Genomic DNA, 19512 nt, shown 5'->3' on the forward strand with positions numbered 1-19512 from the left:
TTTTTTTTTTATTTTTAATGACTTTCATAACTAGTGCATTAAAATTTTGATAATTCACATCTCTACATAGATGGGTTACTGCATCGACAAATACACTCTGTTATACTGAACTGCCCACTATTACCGCCAAAAACCTAAAATGATTAAACTACTATCAAAATATATTTCCATTGGCGTTATTAATACAGCCATACATTGGGCTGTATTTGGAATCTTAACCATCATTTTTTTTACCACTCAAGCTACAGCTAACCTGATAGGATTCGTGGTCGCCGTCAGTTTTTCCTTTTTTGCTAATGCGAAATTTACTTTCCAGGCAAAAGCTACTACCACAAGATATCTATCTTTTGTTATCTTCATGGGATTATTAAGCTATCTGACTGGATTTATAGCTGACTATATATCCCTGCCCCCACTGGCAACACTGGTTATATTTTCTGGCATTAGTCTTATATTAGGATTTATTTACTCCAGATTCTTCGTATTCAAGGATGCTGAACAGTGAAAATATCATTAGTCGTACCTGTTTATAATGAAGAAGATGCTATCCCTATCTTTTATAAAGCCGTAAGGGAGTATGATGCCCTCAATAAATTTGAGGTCGAAATAGTTTTTGTCAATGATGGAAGTAAAGACGGCACTGAAAATATTATCAATGCGCTAGCACTAGCAGATCCTTTAGTTAAGCCGTTGAGTTTTACCCGCAACTTTGGCAAAGAACCAGCTCTATTTGCAGGGCTTGAACATGCAACAGGTAGTGCAATTATACCGATTGATGTCGATCTGCAAGACCCTATTCAAGTAATCCCATTACTCATTCAGAAGTGGGAAGAAGGCGCTGATATCGTACTTGCCAAAAGAAAAAATCGTTCCAATGATACTTGGTTGAAAAGAAAAACGGCAGAATGGTTTTACAAACTTCACAATAAAATTAGCTCTCCCGCAATTGAAGAAAATGTAGGGGATTTTAGATTGATGTCTCGTACAACAGTCGAGAACATTAAACTTCTTCCAGAACGCAATTTATTCATGAAGGGAATTCTCTCATGGGTGGGAGGAGAAACGAAGGTTGTTGAATATAACCGCGCCGAAAGATCGGCCGGTGAAAGTAAATTTAATGGTTGGAAATTGTGGAATTTAGCCCTGGAAGGAATAACCAGTTTCTCCACATTTCCATTACGAGTCTGGACATATATTGGTCTTTTTGTCGCATTAGTTTCTTTTATTTATGGTGGTTGGATGATAATAAATAAAATCATCTGGGGAAACCCTGTCCCTGGCTATCCCTCTTTACTTGTCTCCGTACTATTTTTAGGTGGTGTACAATTAATAGGGATTGGTGTATTAGGTGAATACATTGGCCGAATCTACACCGAAATCAAGAAACGGCCAAAATATATATTAAAGAATTATTCCAAGGATCCAAAATGATAGACTTTAAAAAAATAAACGTCTGGTATCTTTTATTATTGATACCATATTTCTCTATATTTATTATAGAATACAACACCCCTGTGCACGCTGATGATTATAATTATTTCATAATGGGGAATTCTATAAGCAACCATTTGCATCATTATTTAACCTGGAGCGGTAGAATTGTATCTGACTACTTCAGCACTCTTTTGCTATCTACCTCATCAGCGTTATTAAAAAGCACAATCATAGCTTTTATCTTTACAACAATAATCTTTTTGATCACAAAAATAAGCTACATAAAAGATAAGAAGATAAAAAACTCCAATTTATTCGTTCAGTTCATTTCTATCTTTGCTATATTTTGGATCACTAACCCGATTAAAGGTGAAATTATTTTTTGGGTAGTTGGCTCAGCTAACTATTTGGTCACCAATTTCTTTATCATTATATTTTTATATGCACTTTTCAACTATCTCGCTAACAGGAAAAGTTTATACTTACTGCTTTTAGTTTCTTTCTTTGCTGGTTGTAGTAACGAAAATACCTGTTGGATAGTTTTATTAATCTCTATTGCCAGTTCCATTTATATTTATAAAAAAGAGAATAATAAGCTTCTCTTTATTTCGACAATACTGGTTTTGCTTGGCTTTGCCACATTAATATTCAGCCCTGGTAATTTTGCTCGTGCAGCTGCATCGCCAGAGTTTATTAACACTACATTCTTTGAGCGTGTTTTACACTTTTTCCGGGAAAGTGTTCCTCACGCGCTAGGTAAAACCTGGTTACCAGTATTAATCACAGTAATATTTTTAACCCCCTATATTGGTAAACGCAAAAACTTAGATTTCTATCTTTCTGTTTCATTCTTATGTGCAGGATTTTTAAGTATTTTATCCATGGTAGTTGCACCGTCTGTACCACCAAGAACGTTAAGTGGCGCTCATCTATTCTTTATGTTATCCGCCTCTTTCGCAATAAAGAATATTTTAGTTAATCGTCCTAAAAATGGATTAAAAACATTTAGCCTATTATCATCATTAGCGTTAATAACCTTTATTTACTCATTCCCAGAAATGTTATACTCTTATATCACTGTTAACAATCAAGTGAAAATAAGAAACTATGAAGTATATAAAGGTCTTTTAGAAAAAGATAAAAATATCACTGTTCCTAAGTATTACTTCCCCAAAACCTTAAGAGCCGGTGACTCTATTAACTTATTCCATAACCCTGCTAACATAGCAAAATATTTCGGTTCTAAAAAGCCAATTAATGCTCATATTATGAAATATGACTTTTCTGTTATTCTGACAGGAAACAGGTATCCTATACACCACTCTGGGATTAATAGCTTATACCTTGGAAAAGATAAGCTTTATTCAGGTTCAACAATTGCTTTAGATATTAGCCCTTCTGATTTTGTAAAAAGCGAAAGTAACTATCGTTTAATCATCATTGATCACAATGGTAAGAAAGAGAACATAAAATCAAATGAAATCAATGAAATATATGATATGAACATCATTGGTTTCACCTCGAAATTCAACCCAAACAATATATCAAAAATAATTTACAAAGATGTCAACAATAATCCAATAGTGCTATTATCTCGATAAATATAAAGGGCTACGTTGTAGCCCTTTATTAGCCGGTGTAGCAAAAAACAAACTGATAATATTTAAAGAGATATCGAAACTATCCTACCCACCCTTAACCTCAGTAGTGGAAACCCCCACCTGTACGACCGCCACCGATATGGTCTCCACCACCTAAACCATGAGCGCTGTGAGAGTTGGCGGCATTGTTGGCACCGTTGCCGGTTCCATGCTCGCCATGATCAAAGCCTGAAGAATGGCTGTTTCCACCGCGCACTGGTTTGCTAAATACACTGTGGTAGGCAATAGCAACTTGTGTTGTTGGGGGGAGAGATCCCGCGGCGACAACACCATTTTTGGTTTGGACCTTAGTTGCTGGATTAAGGCTTGAAGCCGCGACATTCATGGTGTTAGCTGACACGTTAGCAAGATTATCTTGTGCCGCTTTCAAATCGGCCTGGGCCTGTGAACGTAACGCCCCCGCCTCACTGGCCGCTTGCGCCCAGCCCACAACAGTACCATGACCATAATTCGCATTTACAGAATCAACATCGCCTTGTGCTGCATCCAGCATACGTTGAGCATGAGCAACTTGTTGTTGCGCGGCAACCATATCATCAGCAGCGTAAGCCACTGTGGTACCCAATAAAGAAACCACTATAAATAATTTATTAACAAACATAAATCATCACCATTAACAATAATTAAAATACAAAGAGTCACATAATGAAATAAACATACACTATTTTTATTTTACGACGCGAATTAATTAATTATGAAAATGAATGATATTCAACCATGATTGATTTAAATCAATTTAAATACGCCTTTTATTTCATCCGAAAGTGCTATAAGTCACATATACATGGTGACAAATTTATGTATCTAATTAAGATAATTTTTTGTTTAAAAAATGATGCGTTAATACTGTTGATAAGCCATTCAGAATAAGATACCTGGTTCTGCTTATTCCTTTATCCCTTTGTTCTTTTTTATCTTTTCTCGGCCTTTGCAAGATTAGTCGAAAAGTATAAAGAACAAACACTCCTTCAAAAACAAGCATAAAAACAGACAAAAACACAAGAAAGCAGCATCAAACACTCATAAGACAGCAAAAACACAAAATATAGAACCATTCCTAATGCAAAATACAGTAAAAGACGATTACCATTCACCTCAGGAATGCTATGCTTTCCTCGTTACAACTGATAAAAAAGGATGAACAGTGAAAAAATCACATAAGCTTGCCGCTTCATTACTCGCCATCGCTTGCGTATCCAGCAGCGCCTGGGCCGCAGAACAGCCGCTGGAAAAAGTTGCCCCTTACCCGCAGGCTGAGAAAGGTATGAAGCGTCAGGTCATTCAGTTACCGGCGCAGAAGGATGAGTCGGCCTATAAGGTAGAGTTATTGATTGGTAAAACGCTGGAGGTTGACTGCAACCATCAGCGTCTGGGCGCCGAGCTGGAAAGCAAAACGCTGGAAGGCTGGGGTTATGACTACTACGTGGTAGAGAAAGTCAGCGGCCCGATGTCAACGATGATGGCCTGCCCTGACCAGAAAAAAACCAAGAAATTCATCACCGCTTCGTTGGGTGACGATGGCATGCTGCGCTACAACAGCAAGCTGCCGATCGTGGTTTACGCCCCGGAAAATGTGGAAGTCAGATACCGCATCTGGGAAGCCCAGGAAACGGTACATAACGCCGAAGTGCGTTAACAAAAAAACCGGCGATTATGCCGGTTTTTTTCTGCTTGTTGATAAGACATCCCGCACTTACAGCGCGATATCAGCAACCTCTTTCACCGGCACGGCTTTCGGTGTCGTCTGAACAGCCGGAACCGGATCGGCTTCACGCGGCGCTTCATGACGCAGACCCAGTACCTCACTGGTGTAGGCCAGCGTTTGTTCAATCAGGTGCGGGTTTTCGGTCAGCGTTGAGCCATAAGTTGGCACCACCGCGCGAATCTTGCTCTGCCATTCAGCGGTTTGCATCTTATCCTTAAACACTTTCTCCATCAGTTCCAGCATGATCGGTGCCGCGGTAGACGCGCCTGGCGATGCACCCAGCAGCGCGGCAACGGTACCTTCATCGTCGCTCACCACTTCGGTACCCAAACGCAGCACGCCGCCAATGCGGGCATCGCGCTTAATAATCTGTACACGCTGGCCTGCCTGCCACAGACGCCAGTCCTGCTTTTTCGCCATCGGGTAGTAGGCGCGCAGCGCAGCATGACGATCTTTATCTTTCTGCAGTACCTGGCTAACCAGATATTTGACCAGATCGAAGTTATCCAGGCCCACGTTAAGCATCGGCAAAATGTTGGATTTATTGGTAGACGCCAGCAGGTCCCACAGCGAACCATTTTTCAGGAAGCGCGTGGAGAAAGTGGCGAACGGCCCAAACAGCACCACGCGTTTACCGTCGATAATACGCGTATCGATATGCGGTACCGACATCGGTGGTGCGCCCACGGAGGCCTGGCCATAGACTTTCGCCAGGTGGTGATTCACAACTTCCGGGTTCTCGCACACCAGGAACTGACCACCAACCGGGAAGCCCGCATACTCTTTTGCCTGTGGGATTTTGGTTTGTTGCAGCAACTTCAGCGCCGCACCGCCCGCGCCAATAAAGATAAACTTCGCTTTAATCGTGCGTTTTTCATGGCTGTTGTTAGCGTCGGAAACCGTCACGCTCCAGCTGTTATCTGCATTACGACGGAAACGGCGGACGACGGTGTTCAACTGGAGCGAAAAACCATCACGCTTTTTCAACGCATTGATCAACTGACGAGTGATCTCGCCGTAGTTCACGTCGGTGCCGGCTTCGGTACGCGTAGCGGCGATTTTCTGCTGCGGATCGCGTCCTTCCATCACCAGCGGAGCCCACGCTTTGATCTGCTCGTGGTCTTCGGAATAGCGCATGCCGTTAAACAGCGGGCTCTTCTGCAACGCACGGTAGCGGGCGCGCAGGAAGTTGACGTTGTCATCGCCCCACACAAAGCTCATGTGCGGCACGGTATTGATAAAGCTTTTCGGCTGCGTCAGCACGCCGCGTGTGACCTGATGCGCCCAGAACTGACGAGAAATCTGGAACGCTTCGTTAATATCAATGGCTTTTTCGATGCTGACAGAGCCGTCAGCTTTTTGCGGAGTGTAGTTCAGTTCCATTAGCGCCGAGTGCCCGGTACCGGCATTGTTCCAGCCGTTTGAGCTCTCTTCCGCAACGCTCTCCATTTGCTCAACCATGGTAATCGACCAGTCTGGTTCAAGCTCCTGCAGCCACGTACCCAGCGTAGCGCTCATAATTCCGCCACCGATCAGCAATACATCCGTCTCGTGAACTGCACGAGCTTTCGCCTTATTCGCCACAGAAGTCTTCTCGGTACCCGATTTCTGTGAGTTGGGTACAGCTATCTTTTTTTTCATCGTAGGGGGCCTTACTTGACTGTCGAGTTGTTACACGCAGGTAAAAACATCCGTACGGTTACGTTACCACCAGGACGGGAAGATTTAAATATTGTTTAAAATTTAAGTTGAGTTTTGAGATCTGTTATTAAAATGTTTAATAAATGTGTACAGAAAATGAGATTTGGTACTAGTAGAATGTGACGGGAAGCGGTATTATTCCCCCCTTTGTGATGGTACGCACGGAAGCTGTGGCTTATAGAAAACCGGCCATCGATAACCTGCGAATAACCTATGTCGAACATCTCCTCATTGAGCATTCTGCGCTCGCCATCTCTGCTCACCCGCGAAATCCTGGCTGGCGTCATTACCGCTCTGGCACTGATCCCTGAAGTGATCTCGTTTTCGGTGATTGCTGGCGTTGACCCTAAAGTCAGCCTGATCGCCTCGGTCGTGCTGTGCCTGAGCATGTCGTTCCTTGGCGGACGCCCGGCGATGGTCACGGCAGCCGCGGGTTCGGTCGCGCTGGTTATCGGCCCGATGGTCCACGTACACGGCGTGGCCTACATTTTACCTGCGGTTTTGCTGGCCGGCATCATTCAAATTTTGTTTGCTCTGTGCGGCATGGCGAAACTGATGCGCTTTATTCCCCAGTCTGTAATGACGGGTTTCGTTAACGCGCTCGGTATTCTGATTTTCTTTGCCCAGGTGCCGCACTTCTGGAGCCGCAGCCCGCTTATTGTCGCGCTGTTTGCCGCCACGATACTTATCGTACTGTGGCTACCGCGCGTAATGAAAAGCATCCCTTCCCCATTGGTTGCCGTCGTGCTGCTGACGCTGTTTACCGTGACCAGCGGGCAGACTCTACCCACCGTCGGTGACGCGGGTTCAATGAGCGGCGGCCTGCCGGGCCTGACTCCATGGTTAGTGCCTTTTAACCTGCAAACGCTGCAAATTATCTGGCCCTGCGCGCTGAGTATCGCCTTCGTCGGGCTGATGGAATCCCTGCTCACGGCGAAACTTGTGGACGACCTCACCGCCACGCCGTCCAACAAAACGCGTGAAAGCGCAGGTCTGGGTATCGCCAATATGCTGGCCGGTTGCTACGGCGGTATTGCCGGCTGCGCGATGATCGGTCAGACCGTCGTCAACGTGGAGATGGGAAAAGGCCGCAGCCGCATTTCAACGATTGCCGCCGCGTTGGTACTGCTGCTGTTGGTGACCGCGTTAAGCGAAGTGATGGCGAAGATCCCGATGGCAGTACTGGCGGGGATTATGGTGATTGTGGCCGTTAAGACCTTTAGCTGGCCAAGCCTCCAGCCCGCGACGCTCAAGCGTGCGCCGTGGCCGGAAACGCTGGTGATGCTGGTCACCGTTGGCGCAACAGTCAGTACCGGTAATCTGGCGATTGGCGTACTGGCGGGGATCATCATGATGGCGATCGTGCCTGCACGCCTGAAGCATCGTGCGAAGCTTAAAGCAGAAACACCGTCGCCAGCCCCAGAAAAATAAAGAAACCGCCGGTGTCAGTGATCGCGGTGATCATCACGCTCGAGCCGACCGCTGGGTCGCGCCCAAGCTTAGCCATGATCATCGGGATCAGTACGCCCATAATCGACGCCACCAGCAGGTTCAGGATCATCGCCAGCGTCATCACACCGCCGAGCGCCAGGTCGTCATACAGTAGCCAGGTCACAGTGCCCATAATGCCGCCCCAGACGATACCGTTAATCAGCGCCACCCCCATCTCACGCAGGATCAGGAACGAGAAGTTACCCGGCTGAATATGCTGTAAAGCCAGCGCGCGCACGATCATAGTAATCGTCTGGTTACCGGTATTACCGCCAATGCCCGCGACGATCGGCATCAACGAGGCCAACGCCACCAGCTGCGAAATGGTGTGTTCAAATCCATCAATCACGCGCGAGGCGATAAACGCAGTACAGAGGTTGATGGCCAGCCACGCCCAGCGGGTTTTCACCGCTTTCGTCACCGGCGCAAACACGTCTTCTTCACTGCTCAGACCGCCCATACGACGCAGATCGCTGTCGGTCTCTTCATAGACGACGTCAACGATCTCATCGATGGTCAGACGCCCCATCAGCTTACCCTGTGAATCAATCACCGCGGCGCTGATTAAGTTGTCACGTTCGAAGGTACGAGCCACGATTTCTGATTTTTCTTCCGGATGGAAGGCGACCGGATCGGATTCCATCACCTCATGCACAAACTTGTCCGCTGAATTGAGCAGAATGGTTTTCAGCTCCAGCTCGCCAATCAACGTCTGATCGCGCTGGATAACGAACAGTTTATCGGTGTTCTCCGGCATTTTGCCCAGACGGCGCAAAAAGCGCTGCACCGAGGCCAACGTGACGTCCGGGCGAATGGTAATCACCTCGAACTCCATGATCGACCCCACCTGCTCGTGGGCGTAGTTCATCACCTGGCGTACGCGCGCGCGCTCTTCCGGCGACATCGACGCCAGCAGGCGTCCGGTCAGGTCGCGCGGCAGGTGCTGCACCAGGTAAATCTGTTCGTCGATATCCAGCGTTTGCAATGCATCGAGCAACGCCCGGTCGCTCATATCTTCGATGAGGTCGTCCCAGACGTTCTCCGATGCTTCCAGCAACACCTTCCCACGACGATCGTCTTCGACCATGTTCCACAACGCATGGCGCTCTTCGGACGGTAACGCTTCCAGGGTATCGGCAAGATCCGGCGGCGGCAGGTGCGCCACTAAGCTGCCGACTTCGGCAAGGTCGTCAACCAGCGTTCCTTCATCATACTGCTCGGCGAGCGTGAGTTTGCCCAGCAGCGCGGAAGTTACCGCTTTATCGGTGGTCAGCAGCCAGATCAGGCGCTGACGCTCTTCATCGCGCAGGCGGGCGCTGTTCTTTTTCAACAGAGACATGAATAATCCTTATTCGTGAGACGTCGCCCAGCCGGATGGCCGGGCGAATTAAGCATAGCGCGGAGAGATGTAAAAAAGTTTAAACAAGCCGCCCGTACGGTGAAAAAATCGGCAGAGCGGCAAAAAAAACGTTAGGCGGTACGGGCGACGGCGTCGCGGGAAGCGCGTTCACGCTCCTCGCCCACCAGTTCACTCAGCTGACCATTGCGCATTTCCAGCAGACGATCGGCATGAATAAAGTAGTGATCGTCATGGCTGATAGCAAAAATGGTTTTCCCCATCTGTTGCATCAGCGGCAACAATATCTGGTAGAACTCGCGGCGGAAGTGCGGATCCTGATCGGCGGCCCACTCGTCAAGCATAATGATGTCACGTTCTTCCGCCAGCGCCAGCAGCAGCGCCACGCGCTTCTTCTGCCCTTTTGACAGCTTCAGATCCAGAATGCGCCCGTCTTCCAGCTTAATCTTGTGCGTCATCTGTAGCTGAGTCAGCCATTTCTCAATCAGCGCCGGGTCCGCGTTCTTGCCTTCCGGGCCTAATAGCTGGTCAAACAACCAGACATCGGTAAACACCGCCGAGAACAGCTTGCGGTAGTCTTCCGGCTTATCGGCCGCCAGCGGCTGACCGTCCAGCAGAATCTGCCCGGATAGCGGTTGATACAGCCCGGTCAGCAGCATTGCCAACGTCGATTTACCGCTGCCGTTGCCGCCAATCAGAAAGACCAACTCGCCACGCTTGAGCGTCAGGTTCAGCGGGCCTACCGCGAAGGTGTTATCTTCATAGTGGAAAGTCACATCGCGCAGTTCCAGCGTCTGCCAGTTCGGGTGCGTCGTCGGCTGCGGGAAAGTTTCCTGATACGGCGCCAGCGCGAATTTATTCAGTTTATTGAACGCCACCTGCGCGCTCAGCAGCGTGGGCAGCGCGCCCACCGCCGACAGCAGCGGCGTGCGCAGGAACAACAGCGTGAGCGAGTAAGTAGCGGCAACGTTGGTGTCAGCCCAGCCGAGGCTGTTCGCCATCCAGAACACCAGCCCAATGGCCCCCAGCATCATGATATTCGACCAGTTGACCGCGCTCAGATGGAAGGTGTCGGCCCGCACGATATGATGACGGTAGTCTTTCGCATTCGGCGTGAATTTTTGTTCGAAGACGTACTCCGCGCGCTCGCGATTCAGGGTCAGCTCTTTGCGCCCTTCCAGCACCGTCTGGTAATCGTCGTACAGCCGATCCTCGGTTTCACGGAGTGTCGCCATATGTTTATACACTCGCGCCACCAGCACGAAGCCACCCCAGATGGTCAACGCCATCCACAGGGCGGTAATCAGCAGCATTTTGCTCGACAGCATCGCCAGATAGGCCGCGGAACCCACGGTCAGGATGATCCCCTGCACCAGCTCCGGCAAACGCACGAAAGCGATGGTGATCGCACGGATATCGCTGGTCAGCCCCGCCAGCAACGCAGCACTGCCCAGCTTCTCGACGCGCTCCACCTGGGTATCGAGGATCCGTTTGATAAATTCCCGGCGCAGGCGATAGACAAAATGGTGGCCGAGCGTGGTCAGCGCCAGCTGTGAACCCAGCGTGACCGCCATCAGCAGCAGCAGCAAACCAAGAAATTCCGGCAGTACGGCAAGCGTGGTATCAACCGTCTCAATCAGACGTACGTTAATAAATGCGATAAGCCCGATACCGAGCGCGGCGCTCAACAGGCTTAAGACGATAACGCCGATAAAAGGCCAGCGATACTGACGCCAGACAAGTAACAGAAGTTCCATAGCAATGACCAGGGCAAGAAAAAACAGCCAGCAGTGTAAACTGCTGACAGACTACATCAAGAATAATTCTTATTTTTATTTGTCATTCCGCGGCACGGCGGAAGGTCAGGTTATAGCGCCACGGGCCGACCTGCGGGTGGCTCCCCTCTTTGAGCGGCAGAATCGCGTGATAAAACAGCCGCGACTCACCGCCCCACACCACCACATCGCCATGCTCAAGCAGCACGCGTTGCAGCGGATCGCTGCGATTCAGGCCACCGAACTGAAACACCGCAGGCAGGCCGAGCGAAACCGACACGATTGGCGCGTCCAACCGGGCTTCGTCTTTATCCTGATGCAGCGACAGCTTCGCCCCCGGCTGGTAACGGTTAATTAGGCAGGCATCGGGGTTAAACGTGGGGTAACCCGCGCCAGTTGCTGCCTCCTGCGCCAGTTGGCGAAAACAGTCCGGCATCGCGGGCCAGGGTTTTCCGCTCTGCGGATCAACGGCGGCGTAGCAGTAGCCATGACGGTCCGTACTCCAGCCAAGCGGGCCGCAGTTGGTCATCGCCACCGACATGGTATAGCCGCCCGGCGTGACCATATGACGAAATGGTGAGACCGCCGCCACCTGCTCGATAGCCGCCAGTAGCGCGGTGCTGTGCGCCCGCGCGAACCGGCGTAGGATCACCGCGCCAGGCGCCAACGGTTCCGACCACGGCGCCTCGTCGGCAAACAGATCTAACATTCGCTCTCCTGTTCTTTTTCACGCGCAAGCAATCGGGCTTTACGGGCCACGCCCCAGCGGTATCCCGACAGGCTGCCATCGCCGCGCACCACCCGGTGACAGGGCACCAGTATCGCCAGCCGGTTCGCCGCACAGGCGCTGGCCACCGCACGCACCGCTTTCGGCTTGCCAATAGCCTCTGCCACCTGCTGGTAGCTGCGGGTTTCACCGAATGGAATGGCGCGTAGCGCCTGCCAGACCTGCTGCTGAAACGCGGTGCCGCGGATATCTAACGGTAAGCTCATCGCCGCCGCGCGCGACTCGAGGCTCGCCATCACAGCGGAAGTTGTCTCGCGGACTTCCGCCCCGGCAACCAGCAGCCTGGCCGCCGGAAAACTCTGTTGTAGCTCGCTAAGCAGGCTAGCCTCATCGTCCCCCAGCAATACGGCGCACACGCCGCGCTCACTGAGCGCCACCAGGCAGCGCCCTAGCGAGCACTTACCGACGGTATAGTGAATCTCCGTCGCTTCACCGCCCCGACGGCGGGTACGCGCGGTCATCCCTAACAGCGCGTCGGCGTGGCGATAGTAGCTGCTGCTCGACGGAAAGCCCGCCGCCAGCACCGCCTGCGTCACCGGTTCACCCTCGCTCAACGCGTCCCGCAGGCGGTTTGCGCGCCAGGCCTGTTGCCAGGCTTTTGGCGTTACGCCAGTTATTGATTTAAACATGCGATGGAAGTGATACGGGCTGACCGCGACCGCCTGCGCCAACGCGTCAAGCGTCACCGGGCTATCCTGCTCCAGCAGCCGACAGGCGTGGGCCACTTTGGCAATTTTCTGCTGCTCAGGCGAGAGCGCATCCGGCTGACAGCGTTTGCAGGGACGAAAACCGCCCGCCAGCGCCGCGCTGGCATCGCTGAAAAAACGGACGTTTTGACGCAGCGCATGACGCGCGCGGCACGAAGGACGGCAAAAAATGCCGGTGGTCAGCACGGCAAAGACAAACTGACCGTCGGCTTTCGCATCGCGATCGAGAACCGCCTGCCAGCGCGCCTCGTCGGTGTGTAGAGTATCAATCGTCATAACAGGCTCCTCCTTCTAGTGTAACTGCCACAGTGCCTGAAAGGAGGAAATAAAAAACCCGCAATCTTGCTTTTTAATTTTTCCCGTTGACCAGGAAGGCGCGAAACTGCGGCGACATCCAGGTGGTAAAACCGTCGCCTTCTTTCATTATCATATACACTGCCAGCCCCTGCTCGCGCACCACCTGCTGGGCTTTTTCGGTCCCCAGAACCATCAGGCCAGTATCCCAGGCGTCGGCTTCCAGTGCGGTCGGCGCAATGACGGTCACCGACACCAGCTTGTGCGTTATCGGGTGTCCGGTTTGCGGGTCGATCACGTGCGAAATGCGTTTACCGTCGAGTTCATAGTAGTTGCGGTAGCTGCCCGAGGTGCTGATGCCATGACCGTTAATATCCACGATCGCCTGCACCGCGTTTTCCCGGTCGGTCGGTTTCTGAATCGCTACCCGCCACGGCTGGCCGTCGGCGTTCATTCCGCGGCTCACCAGCGCGCCCCCTACGGAGACCAGATAGCGAGAGATACCTTCTTCAGTCATCAGACGCGCCAGATGATCGGCAGCATAGCCCTCACCAACGGTAGAAAGATCGACGTAAAGATCGGGGATCGATTTTTGCAGATACTGCCTGTCCGCGCGGTTGATAACGGTTAACTTGTCCAGCCCGGTACGCGCTTTCGCAGCGTCAATCTGCGCCTGAGTTGGCGTACTGACCGGCTGTTTGTCCGGGCCAAAGCCCCAGAGGTTCACCAGCGGGCCAACGGTTATGTCCATAGCCCCCTGGGTTTTACGCCCAATGCGCAACGACTCGGTGACGATATCCGCCATCGCTTCATTGACCGGCCACGGCGTGGTGCTCCGCGAGTGGTTGAAGCGCATCAGCGCCGAGTCATTCTTCCAGGTCGACAGCAGACGATCGTCGCCATCGAGTTGGGTTTGTACTTTGGTACGGAGCTCTTCCGCCCTGGACTTATCCACACCCACCACGCTCACGCGCCAGAAGGTGCCCATGGTCTTCCCTTCCAGCACGGTTACCGCGGCTTTGGGAGTCGCCGGCGCGCTGGCGTTATCACAGCCCGTCAGCAGAATCACGACGCTCAACAGCGCCATTCGTAAAAAAGTCATTTCCATCCGTTATTACCCTCCTGCAATCGGCGCAAGAGTACACTAATTTACTGAAATTCGGCACAAAAAAAGGGGCCAAAGGCCCCTTTTGCAATGGTCTTAACAGTATTAGAACTGGTAAACCATACCCAGTGCAACGATGTTATCGGTAGAGATACCAGCGGCCTGAGTGAAGTCGTTTTTGTCCAGCAGGTTGATTTTGTAATCAACGTAGGTAGACATGTTTTTGTTGAAGTAGTAAGTCGCGCCCAGGTCGATGTATTTCAGCAGGTCCTGGTCACCGTAGTTCACGATACCGTTGTCGATGTTCTTACCTTTAGACTGCAGGTAAGCGATGGACGGACGCAGACCGAAGTCGAACTGGTACTGTGCAACCACTTCGAAGTTCTGAGCTTTGTCAGCAAAACCGTAAACGCCAGCGTTCGGGGAACCACCGAAACGAGTTGCGTTGTAGGTCTGAGTGTACTGAGTTGCCAGATAGATGTTGTTAGCATCGTATTTCAGGCCAGCAGAGTAAGTTTCAGCGCGGTCGCCGCTACCGTAGATTTTGCTGGTTGCGCCAGTCGGAACGCCGGTGTTTTCATCACGAACAACGTAAACGCTGTTGTTCTGGTCGGTAGTACGTTTAGAAGAAGAGATCGCACCACCGATGCTGAAGCCTGCGCCCAGATCGTAGGTCAGGGAGCCGCCGAAGCCGTCACCGTTCTGTTTCAGAGCCTGACGACCGTTAGCAGTCGCGCCTTCGCCGGATACGCTGCCGTTTTTACCCTGGTACTGCAGAGCAAAGTTCAGGCCGTCAACCAGACCGAAGAAGTCGGTGTTACGGTAGGTCGCAACGCCGTTAGCACGGGATTGCATGAAGTTGTCAGAACCGTAGGTGTCGCCGCCGAATTCCGGCAGAACGTCAGTCCAGGAAGTTACGTCGTAAACAACGCCGTAGTTACGACCGTAGTCGAAAGAACCTGCGTCAGCAACGCGGATACCTGCGAAGCCTACACGAGTCCATGCCTGGTCAGAAGAACCTTCAGTGTTGTTCGCCTGAACGTTGTATTCCCACTGGCCGTAACCGGTCAGCTGGTCGTTAACCTGAGTTTCGCCTTTGAAGCCCAGACGAACGTAGGATTGGTCGCCGTCAGCGCTATTGTCGCTGGAGAAGTAGTGCAGACCATCGACTTTACCGTACAGATCTAATTTGTTGCCGTCTTTGTTATAAATTTCAGCCGCATTTGCTGCGCCCGCTACCAGCAGAGCCGGTACCAGGAGGGACAGTACTTTAACTTTCATGTTATTAACCCTCTGTTATATATATATGCCTTTATATATGCCACTGCTTACTGATTAACCCTCATTAATCAGTCGGCAGACCCATTGTGCTGTAAAAACAGGAATAATCCAACAGGAATATGATACGAAAACCATTCAAATGTTTCATTTATCCACATAGATGTTTCTAAATGTAAATTTGAGGGAACTTTTATAAGCACAAAAGGACCATAAAAATAGCACTAATAATCAAAAATAGAAAAAATACATACACGAAATCAATAGGTTAAAAAACATAAAAGGTATAGCACTGAATGGTAAAACAAAACCTTCACCCATAACTAAAATAGTCAGTGCTATCATCATTAACTTTATTTATTACCGTCATTCAGTTCTGAATGTCTGTTTACCCCTATTTCCACCGGATGCTTCGCATCCGGTTTTTTTTACCTTTCTTTACGCAAACTTAATCAACGTGTGCTACCCATCGTAAATTATAACGACTATTAACTAATCGTTTTTCAGCCAAATAAATGTCATTGCACACCGATAACAATTAATGTCTTGTTATTTAGTGCTATTTTCCCTTGTGATTTGGTAAATAATTGTACAATACAGCCTGAATTGTACAGATTATCCCCAACGCTGAATTTTCCCGCGATCAAATAATAAAACACCTTTTCGTTCCAGCTGATCACCGCATCCTTACCCACGACGATTTTGCCTCGTTGATACATCCTGGTGAATTTTTTGTATATACTGCCTGCAGTACAAAAACAGGGTTTGCATGCCTCAACGCGTTATAAGCTTGAGCATATCCTCATTCAGATGCCGTTATGATGGGTTACACACGCCAATGAGTCAGTCCGACAAGATGAGCCCGACGAAATTCTCCCTGCTTCCTGGGAGCATCACGCGTTTCTTCCTTCTTATGATCATTGTCCTGCTGGTGACGATGGGCGTGATGATTCAGAGCGCGGTTAACGCATGGCTGAAAGACAAGAGCTACCAGATTGTCGATATGACACATGCCGTACATAAGCGCATTGATACCTGGCGCTACACCACCTGGCAAATCTACGACAATATTGCCGCTTCCAGTACCAACGCCGCTCCCGGCGACGGCCTTCAGGAAACACGACTGAAGCAGGACGTCTATTATCTGGAAAAACCACGGCGTAAAACCGAAGCGCTGATTTTCGGTTCTCACGACAGCGCGACGCTCGACATTACCCAGCGAATGTCGACTTATCTCGATACCCTATGGGGCGCAGAAAATGTGCCGTGGTCGATGTACTACCTTAACGGTCAGGACAACAGCCTGATCCTTATCTCTACGCTACCGCTCAAAGATCTCTCTTCCGGCTTTAAAGAATCGACGGTGGGCAGCATTGTTGACTCGCGTCGCGCCGAGATGCTCCAGCAAGCCAACACGCTGGATGAACGTGAAACCTTCTCATCATTACGCCGCCTGGCCTGGCAGAACGGACGCTACTTTACGCTGCGTACCACCTTTAATCAGCCGGGGCACCTGGCGACCGTCGTGGCGTTCGATTTGCCGATCAACGACCTGGTTCCGCCGACCATGTCGCTGGACAGCTTCCGTCTCGAGCCCGATCCAGCGCAGAATGCCCAGCGCAGCCAGGAGAAAGATCCGGGCGACAGCGTTGCCATCAACTTTAATAGCTCACGCATTGAGATTACCTCGGCGCTGAACACCACCGGTATGCGCCTGGTGTGGCAGGTGCCGTTTGGCACCTTGTTGCTGGATACCTTCCAGAACATCATGCTACCGCTGCTGCTGAACATTGGCCTGCTGGCGCTGGCGCTGTTTGGCTACTCCACCTTCCGTAATCTGCCCACACGCGGCAGCACCAGCAGCAGCGTGTCTTCAAGCGGCACCAATAATGAGCTGCGCGTGCTCCGAGCAATTAATGAAGAAATTGTCTCTTTATTACCGCTGGGGTTGCTGGTACACGACCAGGAATCGAACCGCACGGTCATCAGCAATAAAATTGCCGACCATCTGCTGCCGCACCTCAACCTGCAGAACATCACCAGCATGGCGGATCAGCATCAGGGGGTGATTCAGGCCACCATCAATAATGAACTGTATGAGATTCGCCAGTTCCGCAGTCAGGTATCGCCGCGTACACAGATTTTCATCATCCGCGATCAGGACCGTGAAGTGCTGGTGAACAAGAAACTCAAACAGGCGCAAAGACTGTACGAGAAAAACCAGCAGGGCCGCGCCGCGTTTATGCAGAACATCAGCGACACGCTGAAACAACCGATCAAGGCATTAGCAAACGAAGCCAGCCACATCGATACCCCGGACAGCCAACGGCTGGCTAATCACGCCGATCTGCTGGTACGGCTGGTGGACGAAATTCAGCTGGCGAATATGCTGGAAAATGACAGCTGGAAAGGCTCCTCCACGCAATTCTCACTGCAAGAGCTGATCGATGAAGTGGTGCCGGAGGTATTGCCGTCGATCAAACGCAAAGGGCTGCAGCTGTTAATCAACAACCAGGTCCCGGCCAAAGAGCAGCGCCACGGCGACCGCGACGCGCTACGCCGGATCCTGCTGCTGCTGATTCAGTATGCGGTCACCACCACCCAGATTGGCAAAATTACCCTTGAGATCAGCGCTGAGGAGTCGGCGGAAGAGCGCTTAACCTTCCGCATTCTCGATACCGGTAGCGGCGTATCGCATGGCGAAATCGACAATCTGCACTTCCCGTATCTTAACGATACCCAGTCGGATCGCTACGGTAAGGCCAACGCCCTCACCTTCTGGCTGTGCGATCAGCTGGCGCGTAAGCTTGGCGGTCATTTGAATATTAAGGCGCGAGAATCGCTGGGGACCCGCTATACGCTGCACGTGAAAATGCCGGTACGTGAAGAAGACGCAGAGGTGGAAGAACTGCTGCTTGATGACGTGGTCGCCATGGTGGATATCACCTCTAACGAAATCCGCAATATTGTCACGCGTCAGCTGGAAAGCTGGGGGGCAACCTGCATCAGCCCGGATGAGCGCGCAACAAGTCAAGAATTTGATCTGTTTTTAACTGATAATCCGTCTAATCTTACTGCTTCCGGCTTGCTTTTAAGCGATGATGAGGCTGGAGTACGCCAAATTGGCCCTGGTCAACTGCGCGTCAACTTTAACATGAGTAACGCTATGCAGGATGCCGTGCTCCAGCTGATTGAAGAGCAGCTGGCGCAGGAAGAAGTCTCGGAATCACCATTGGGTGGTGATGAAAACGCCGAGCTTCAGGCCAGCGGCTATTATGCGCTGTTTGTTGATACGGTTCCGGAAGATGTTAGCAGGCTGTATACTGAATCCGCAGCAAAGGACTTTGCCGCACTGGCACAGACAGCTCACCGCCTTAAGGGTGTGTTTGCCATGCTAAATCTGGTACCTGGCAAGCAGTTATGTGAAACGCTTGAACATCTTATTCGTGAGAAAGATGCATCCAGCATAGAAAAATACATCAGCGACATTGACGCCTACGTCAAGAGCTTGCTGTAGCAAGGTAGCCTTTACATGAACAATATGAACGTAATTATTGCCGATGACCATCCGATTGTGCTGTTCGGGATTCGTAAATCCCTGGAACAGATTGAATGGGTAAACGTTGTAGGCGAATTTGAAGACTCCACCGCGCTAATTAACAACTTACCAAAACTTGATGCCCACGTGCTGATCACCGACCTCTCCATGCCTGGAGACAAGTACGGCGATGGCATTACGCTGATTAAGTACATCAAGCGCCATTTCCCTGGACTGGCGATTATCGTACTGACCATGAACAACAACCCGGCCATTCTGAGCGCCGTGCTGGATCTGGATATCGAAGGGATTGTGCTTAAGCAAGGCGCCCCGACGGATCTGCCAAAAGCGCTGGCAGCCCTGCAGAAAGGTAAGAAATTTACCCCGGAAAGCGTTTCTCGTCTGCTGGAGAAAATCAGCGCTGGCGGCTACGGCGACAAACGCCTGTCGCCGAAAGAGAGTGAAGTTCTGCGTCTGTTCGCAGAAGGTTTCCTGGTGACCGAAATTGCCAAGAAGCTGAACCGCAGCATTAAAACCATCAGTAGCCAGAAAAAATCGGCAATGATGAAGCTGGGCGTGGAAAACGACATCGCGCTGCTGAACTACCTCTCCTCCGTGACGCTGTCGCCGTCAGACAAAGACTAAACCTTGTTGCTTATCGGGCCTGCTTTCCGTAGGC

General features: G+C 50.6%; 15 protein-coding genes. 7 read left to right on the top strand and 8 right to left on the bottom strand.

Going from position 1 to position 19512, the window contains the following annotated elements; translation table 11 throughout:
- The first annotated feature begins 139 nt into the window (after window positions 1-139).
- Genes K7B04_RS21785 through K7B04_RS21795 form a run of 3 tightly spaced genes read left to right on the top strand, consistent with a single transcriptional unit; the run spans window position 140 to window position 3035 of the window.
- Window positions 140-505 (top strand): GtrA family protein, encoded by a 366-nt coding sequence (locus K7B04_RS21785; protein ID WP_163447577.1) that lies wholly within the window; start codon window positions 140-142, stop codon window positions 503-505.
- Window positions 502-1431 (top strand): glycosyltransferase family 2 protein, encoded by a 930-nt coding sequence (locus K7B04_RS21790; RefSeq protein ID WP_163447576.1) that lies wholly within the window; start codon window positions 502-504, stop codon window positions 1429-1431. The genes K7B04_RS21785 and K7B04_RS21790 overlap by 4 nt, the downstream gene beginning before the upstream one ends.
- On the top strand, window positions 1428-3035 hold the full coding sequence (locus tag K7B04_RS21795; RefSeq protein ID WP_223803013.1) for a DUF6056 family protein: 1608 nt from the start codon (window positions 1428-1430) through the stop codon (window positions 3033-3035). Before K7B04_RS21790 ends, K7B04_RS21795 begins: the two co-directional genes overlap by 4 nt.
- 100 nt (window positions 3036-3135) lie before the next feature.
- Here K7B04_RS21795 and K7B04_RS21800 read toward each other — a convergent pair whose 3' ends face one another.
- Window positions 3136-3696 carry a hypothetical protein gene (locus K7B04_RS21800; protein WP_223803014.1) on the bottom strand — a complete coding sequence of 187 codons (561 nt, stop codon included), beginning with the start codon at window positions 3694-3696 and terminating at the stop codon, window positions 3136-3138.
- A 543-nt stretch (window positions 3697-4239) separates the two neighbouring features.
- Here K7B04_RS21800 and eco point away from each other — a divergent pair.
- Window positions 4240-4731 carry a serine protease inhibitor ecotin gene (gene eco, locus K7B04_RS21805; protein ID WP_163449024.1) on the top strand — a complete coding sequence of 164 codons (492 nt, stop codon included), beginning with the start codon at window positions 4240-4242 and terminating at the stop codon, window positions 4729-4731.
- Window positions 4732-4788: 57 nt separating this feature from the next.
- On the opposite strand, the gene mqo is transcribed toward eco, so the two are convergent.
- Window positions 4789-6441 carry a malate dehydrogenase (quinone) gene (gene mqo, locus K7B04_RS21810; RefSeq protein WP_167575385.1) on the bottom strand — a complete coding sequence of 551 codons (1653 nt, stop codon included), beginning with the start codon at window positions 6439-6441 and terminating at the stop codon, window positions 4789-4791.
- A 273-nt stretch (window positions 6442-6714) separates the two neighbouring features.
- Here mqo and K7B04_RS21815 point away from each other — a divergent pair, with 273 nt between their 5' ends.
- A complete protein-coding gene (locus K7B04_RS21815) occupies window positions 6715-7932 on the top strand; it encodes a SulP family inorganic anion transporter (protein ID WP_223803015.1) in 1218 nt (405 codons plus the stop codon).
- On the opposite strand, the gene mgtE is transcribed toward K7B04_RS21815, so the two are convergent.
- The 6 genes from mgtE to K7B04_RS21845 all read right to left on the bottom strand — a co-directional run bounded on the left by mgtE (window position 7895) and on the right by K7B04_RS21845 (window position 15298).
- A complete protein-coding gene (gene mgtE / locus K7B04_RS21820; protein ID WP_163449027.1) occupies window positions 7895-9331 on the bottom strand; it encodes a magnesium transporter in 1437 nt (478 codons plus the stop codon). The genes K7B04_RS21815 and mgtE overlap by 38 nt on opposite strands.
- 131 nt (window positions 9332-9462) lie before the next feature.
- Window positions 9463-11106 carry a multidrug ABC transporter permease/ATP-binding protein gene (locus K7B04_RS21825; protein WP_223803016.1) on the bottom strand — a complete coding sequence of 548 codons (1644 nt, stop codon included), beginning with the start codon at window positions 11104-11106 and terminating at the stop codon, window positions 9463-9465.
- A gap of 82 nt (window positions 11107-11188) precedes the next feature.
- Window positions 11189-11833: a DNA oxidative demethylase AlkB gene (gene alkB / locus K7B04_RS21830; protein ID WP_223803017.1), complete on the bottom strand. Its 645-nt coding sequence runs from the start codon at window positions 11831-11833 to the stop codon at window positions 11189-11191.
- A complete protein-coding gene (gene ada / locus K7B04_RS21835) occupies window positions 11827-12894 on the bottom strand; it encodes a bifunctional DNA-binding transcriptional regulator/O6-methylguanine-DNA methyltransferase Ada (protein ID WP_223803018.1) in 1068 nt (355 codons plus the stop codon). Before ada ends, alkB begins: the two co-directional genes overlap by 7 nt.
- Before the next feature lie 73 nt (window positions 12895-12967).
- Window positions 12968-14020: an FAD:protein FMN transferase ApbE gene (gene apbE, locus K7B04_RS21840; protein ID WP_223803019.1), complete on the bottom strand. Its 1053-nt coding sequence runs from the start codon at window positions 14018-14020 to the stop codon at window positions 12968-12970.
- Between the two features lie 102 nt (window positions 14021-14122).
- Window positions 14123-15298 (bottom strand): porin OmpC, encoded by a 1176-nt coding sequence (locus K7B04_RS21845; RefSeq protein ID WP_163449032.1) that lies wholly within the window; start codon window positions 15296-15298, stop codon window positions 14123-14125.
- Between the two features lie 835 nt (window positions 15299-16133).
- Here K7B04_RS21845 and rcsD point away from each other — a divergent pair.
- Both rcsD and rcsB read left to right on the top strand, forming a co-directional pair.
- Complete coding sequence (gene rcsD, locus K7B04_RS21850) at window positions 16134-18812, top strand: phosphotransferase RcsD (protein WP_163449033.1); 2679 nt, start codon at window positions 16134-16136, stop codon at window positions 18810-18812.
- A 15-nt stretch (window positions 18813-18827) separates the two neighbouring features.
- Window positions 18828-19478 carry a response regulator transcription factor RcsB gene (rcsB, locus tag K7B04_RS21855; protein WP_064544005.1) on the top strand — a complete coding sequence of 217 codons (651 nt, stop codon included), beginning with the start codon at window positions 18828-18830 and terminating at the stop codon, window positions 19476-19478.
- Window positions 19479-19512 lie beyond the last annotated feature (34 nt).

It is taken from the genome of Kluyvera sp. CRP (assembly GCF_019930565.1).
In the GTDB taxonomy this organism is placed as follows: domain Bacteria; phylum Pseudomonadota; class Gammaproteobacteria; order Enterobacterales; family Enterobacteriaceae; genus Kluyvera; species Kluyvera georgiana_A.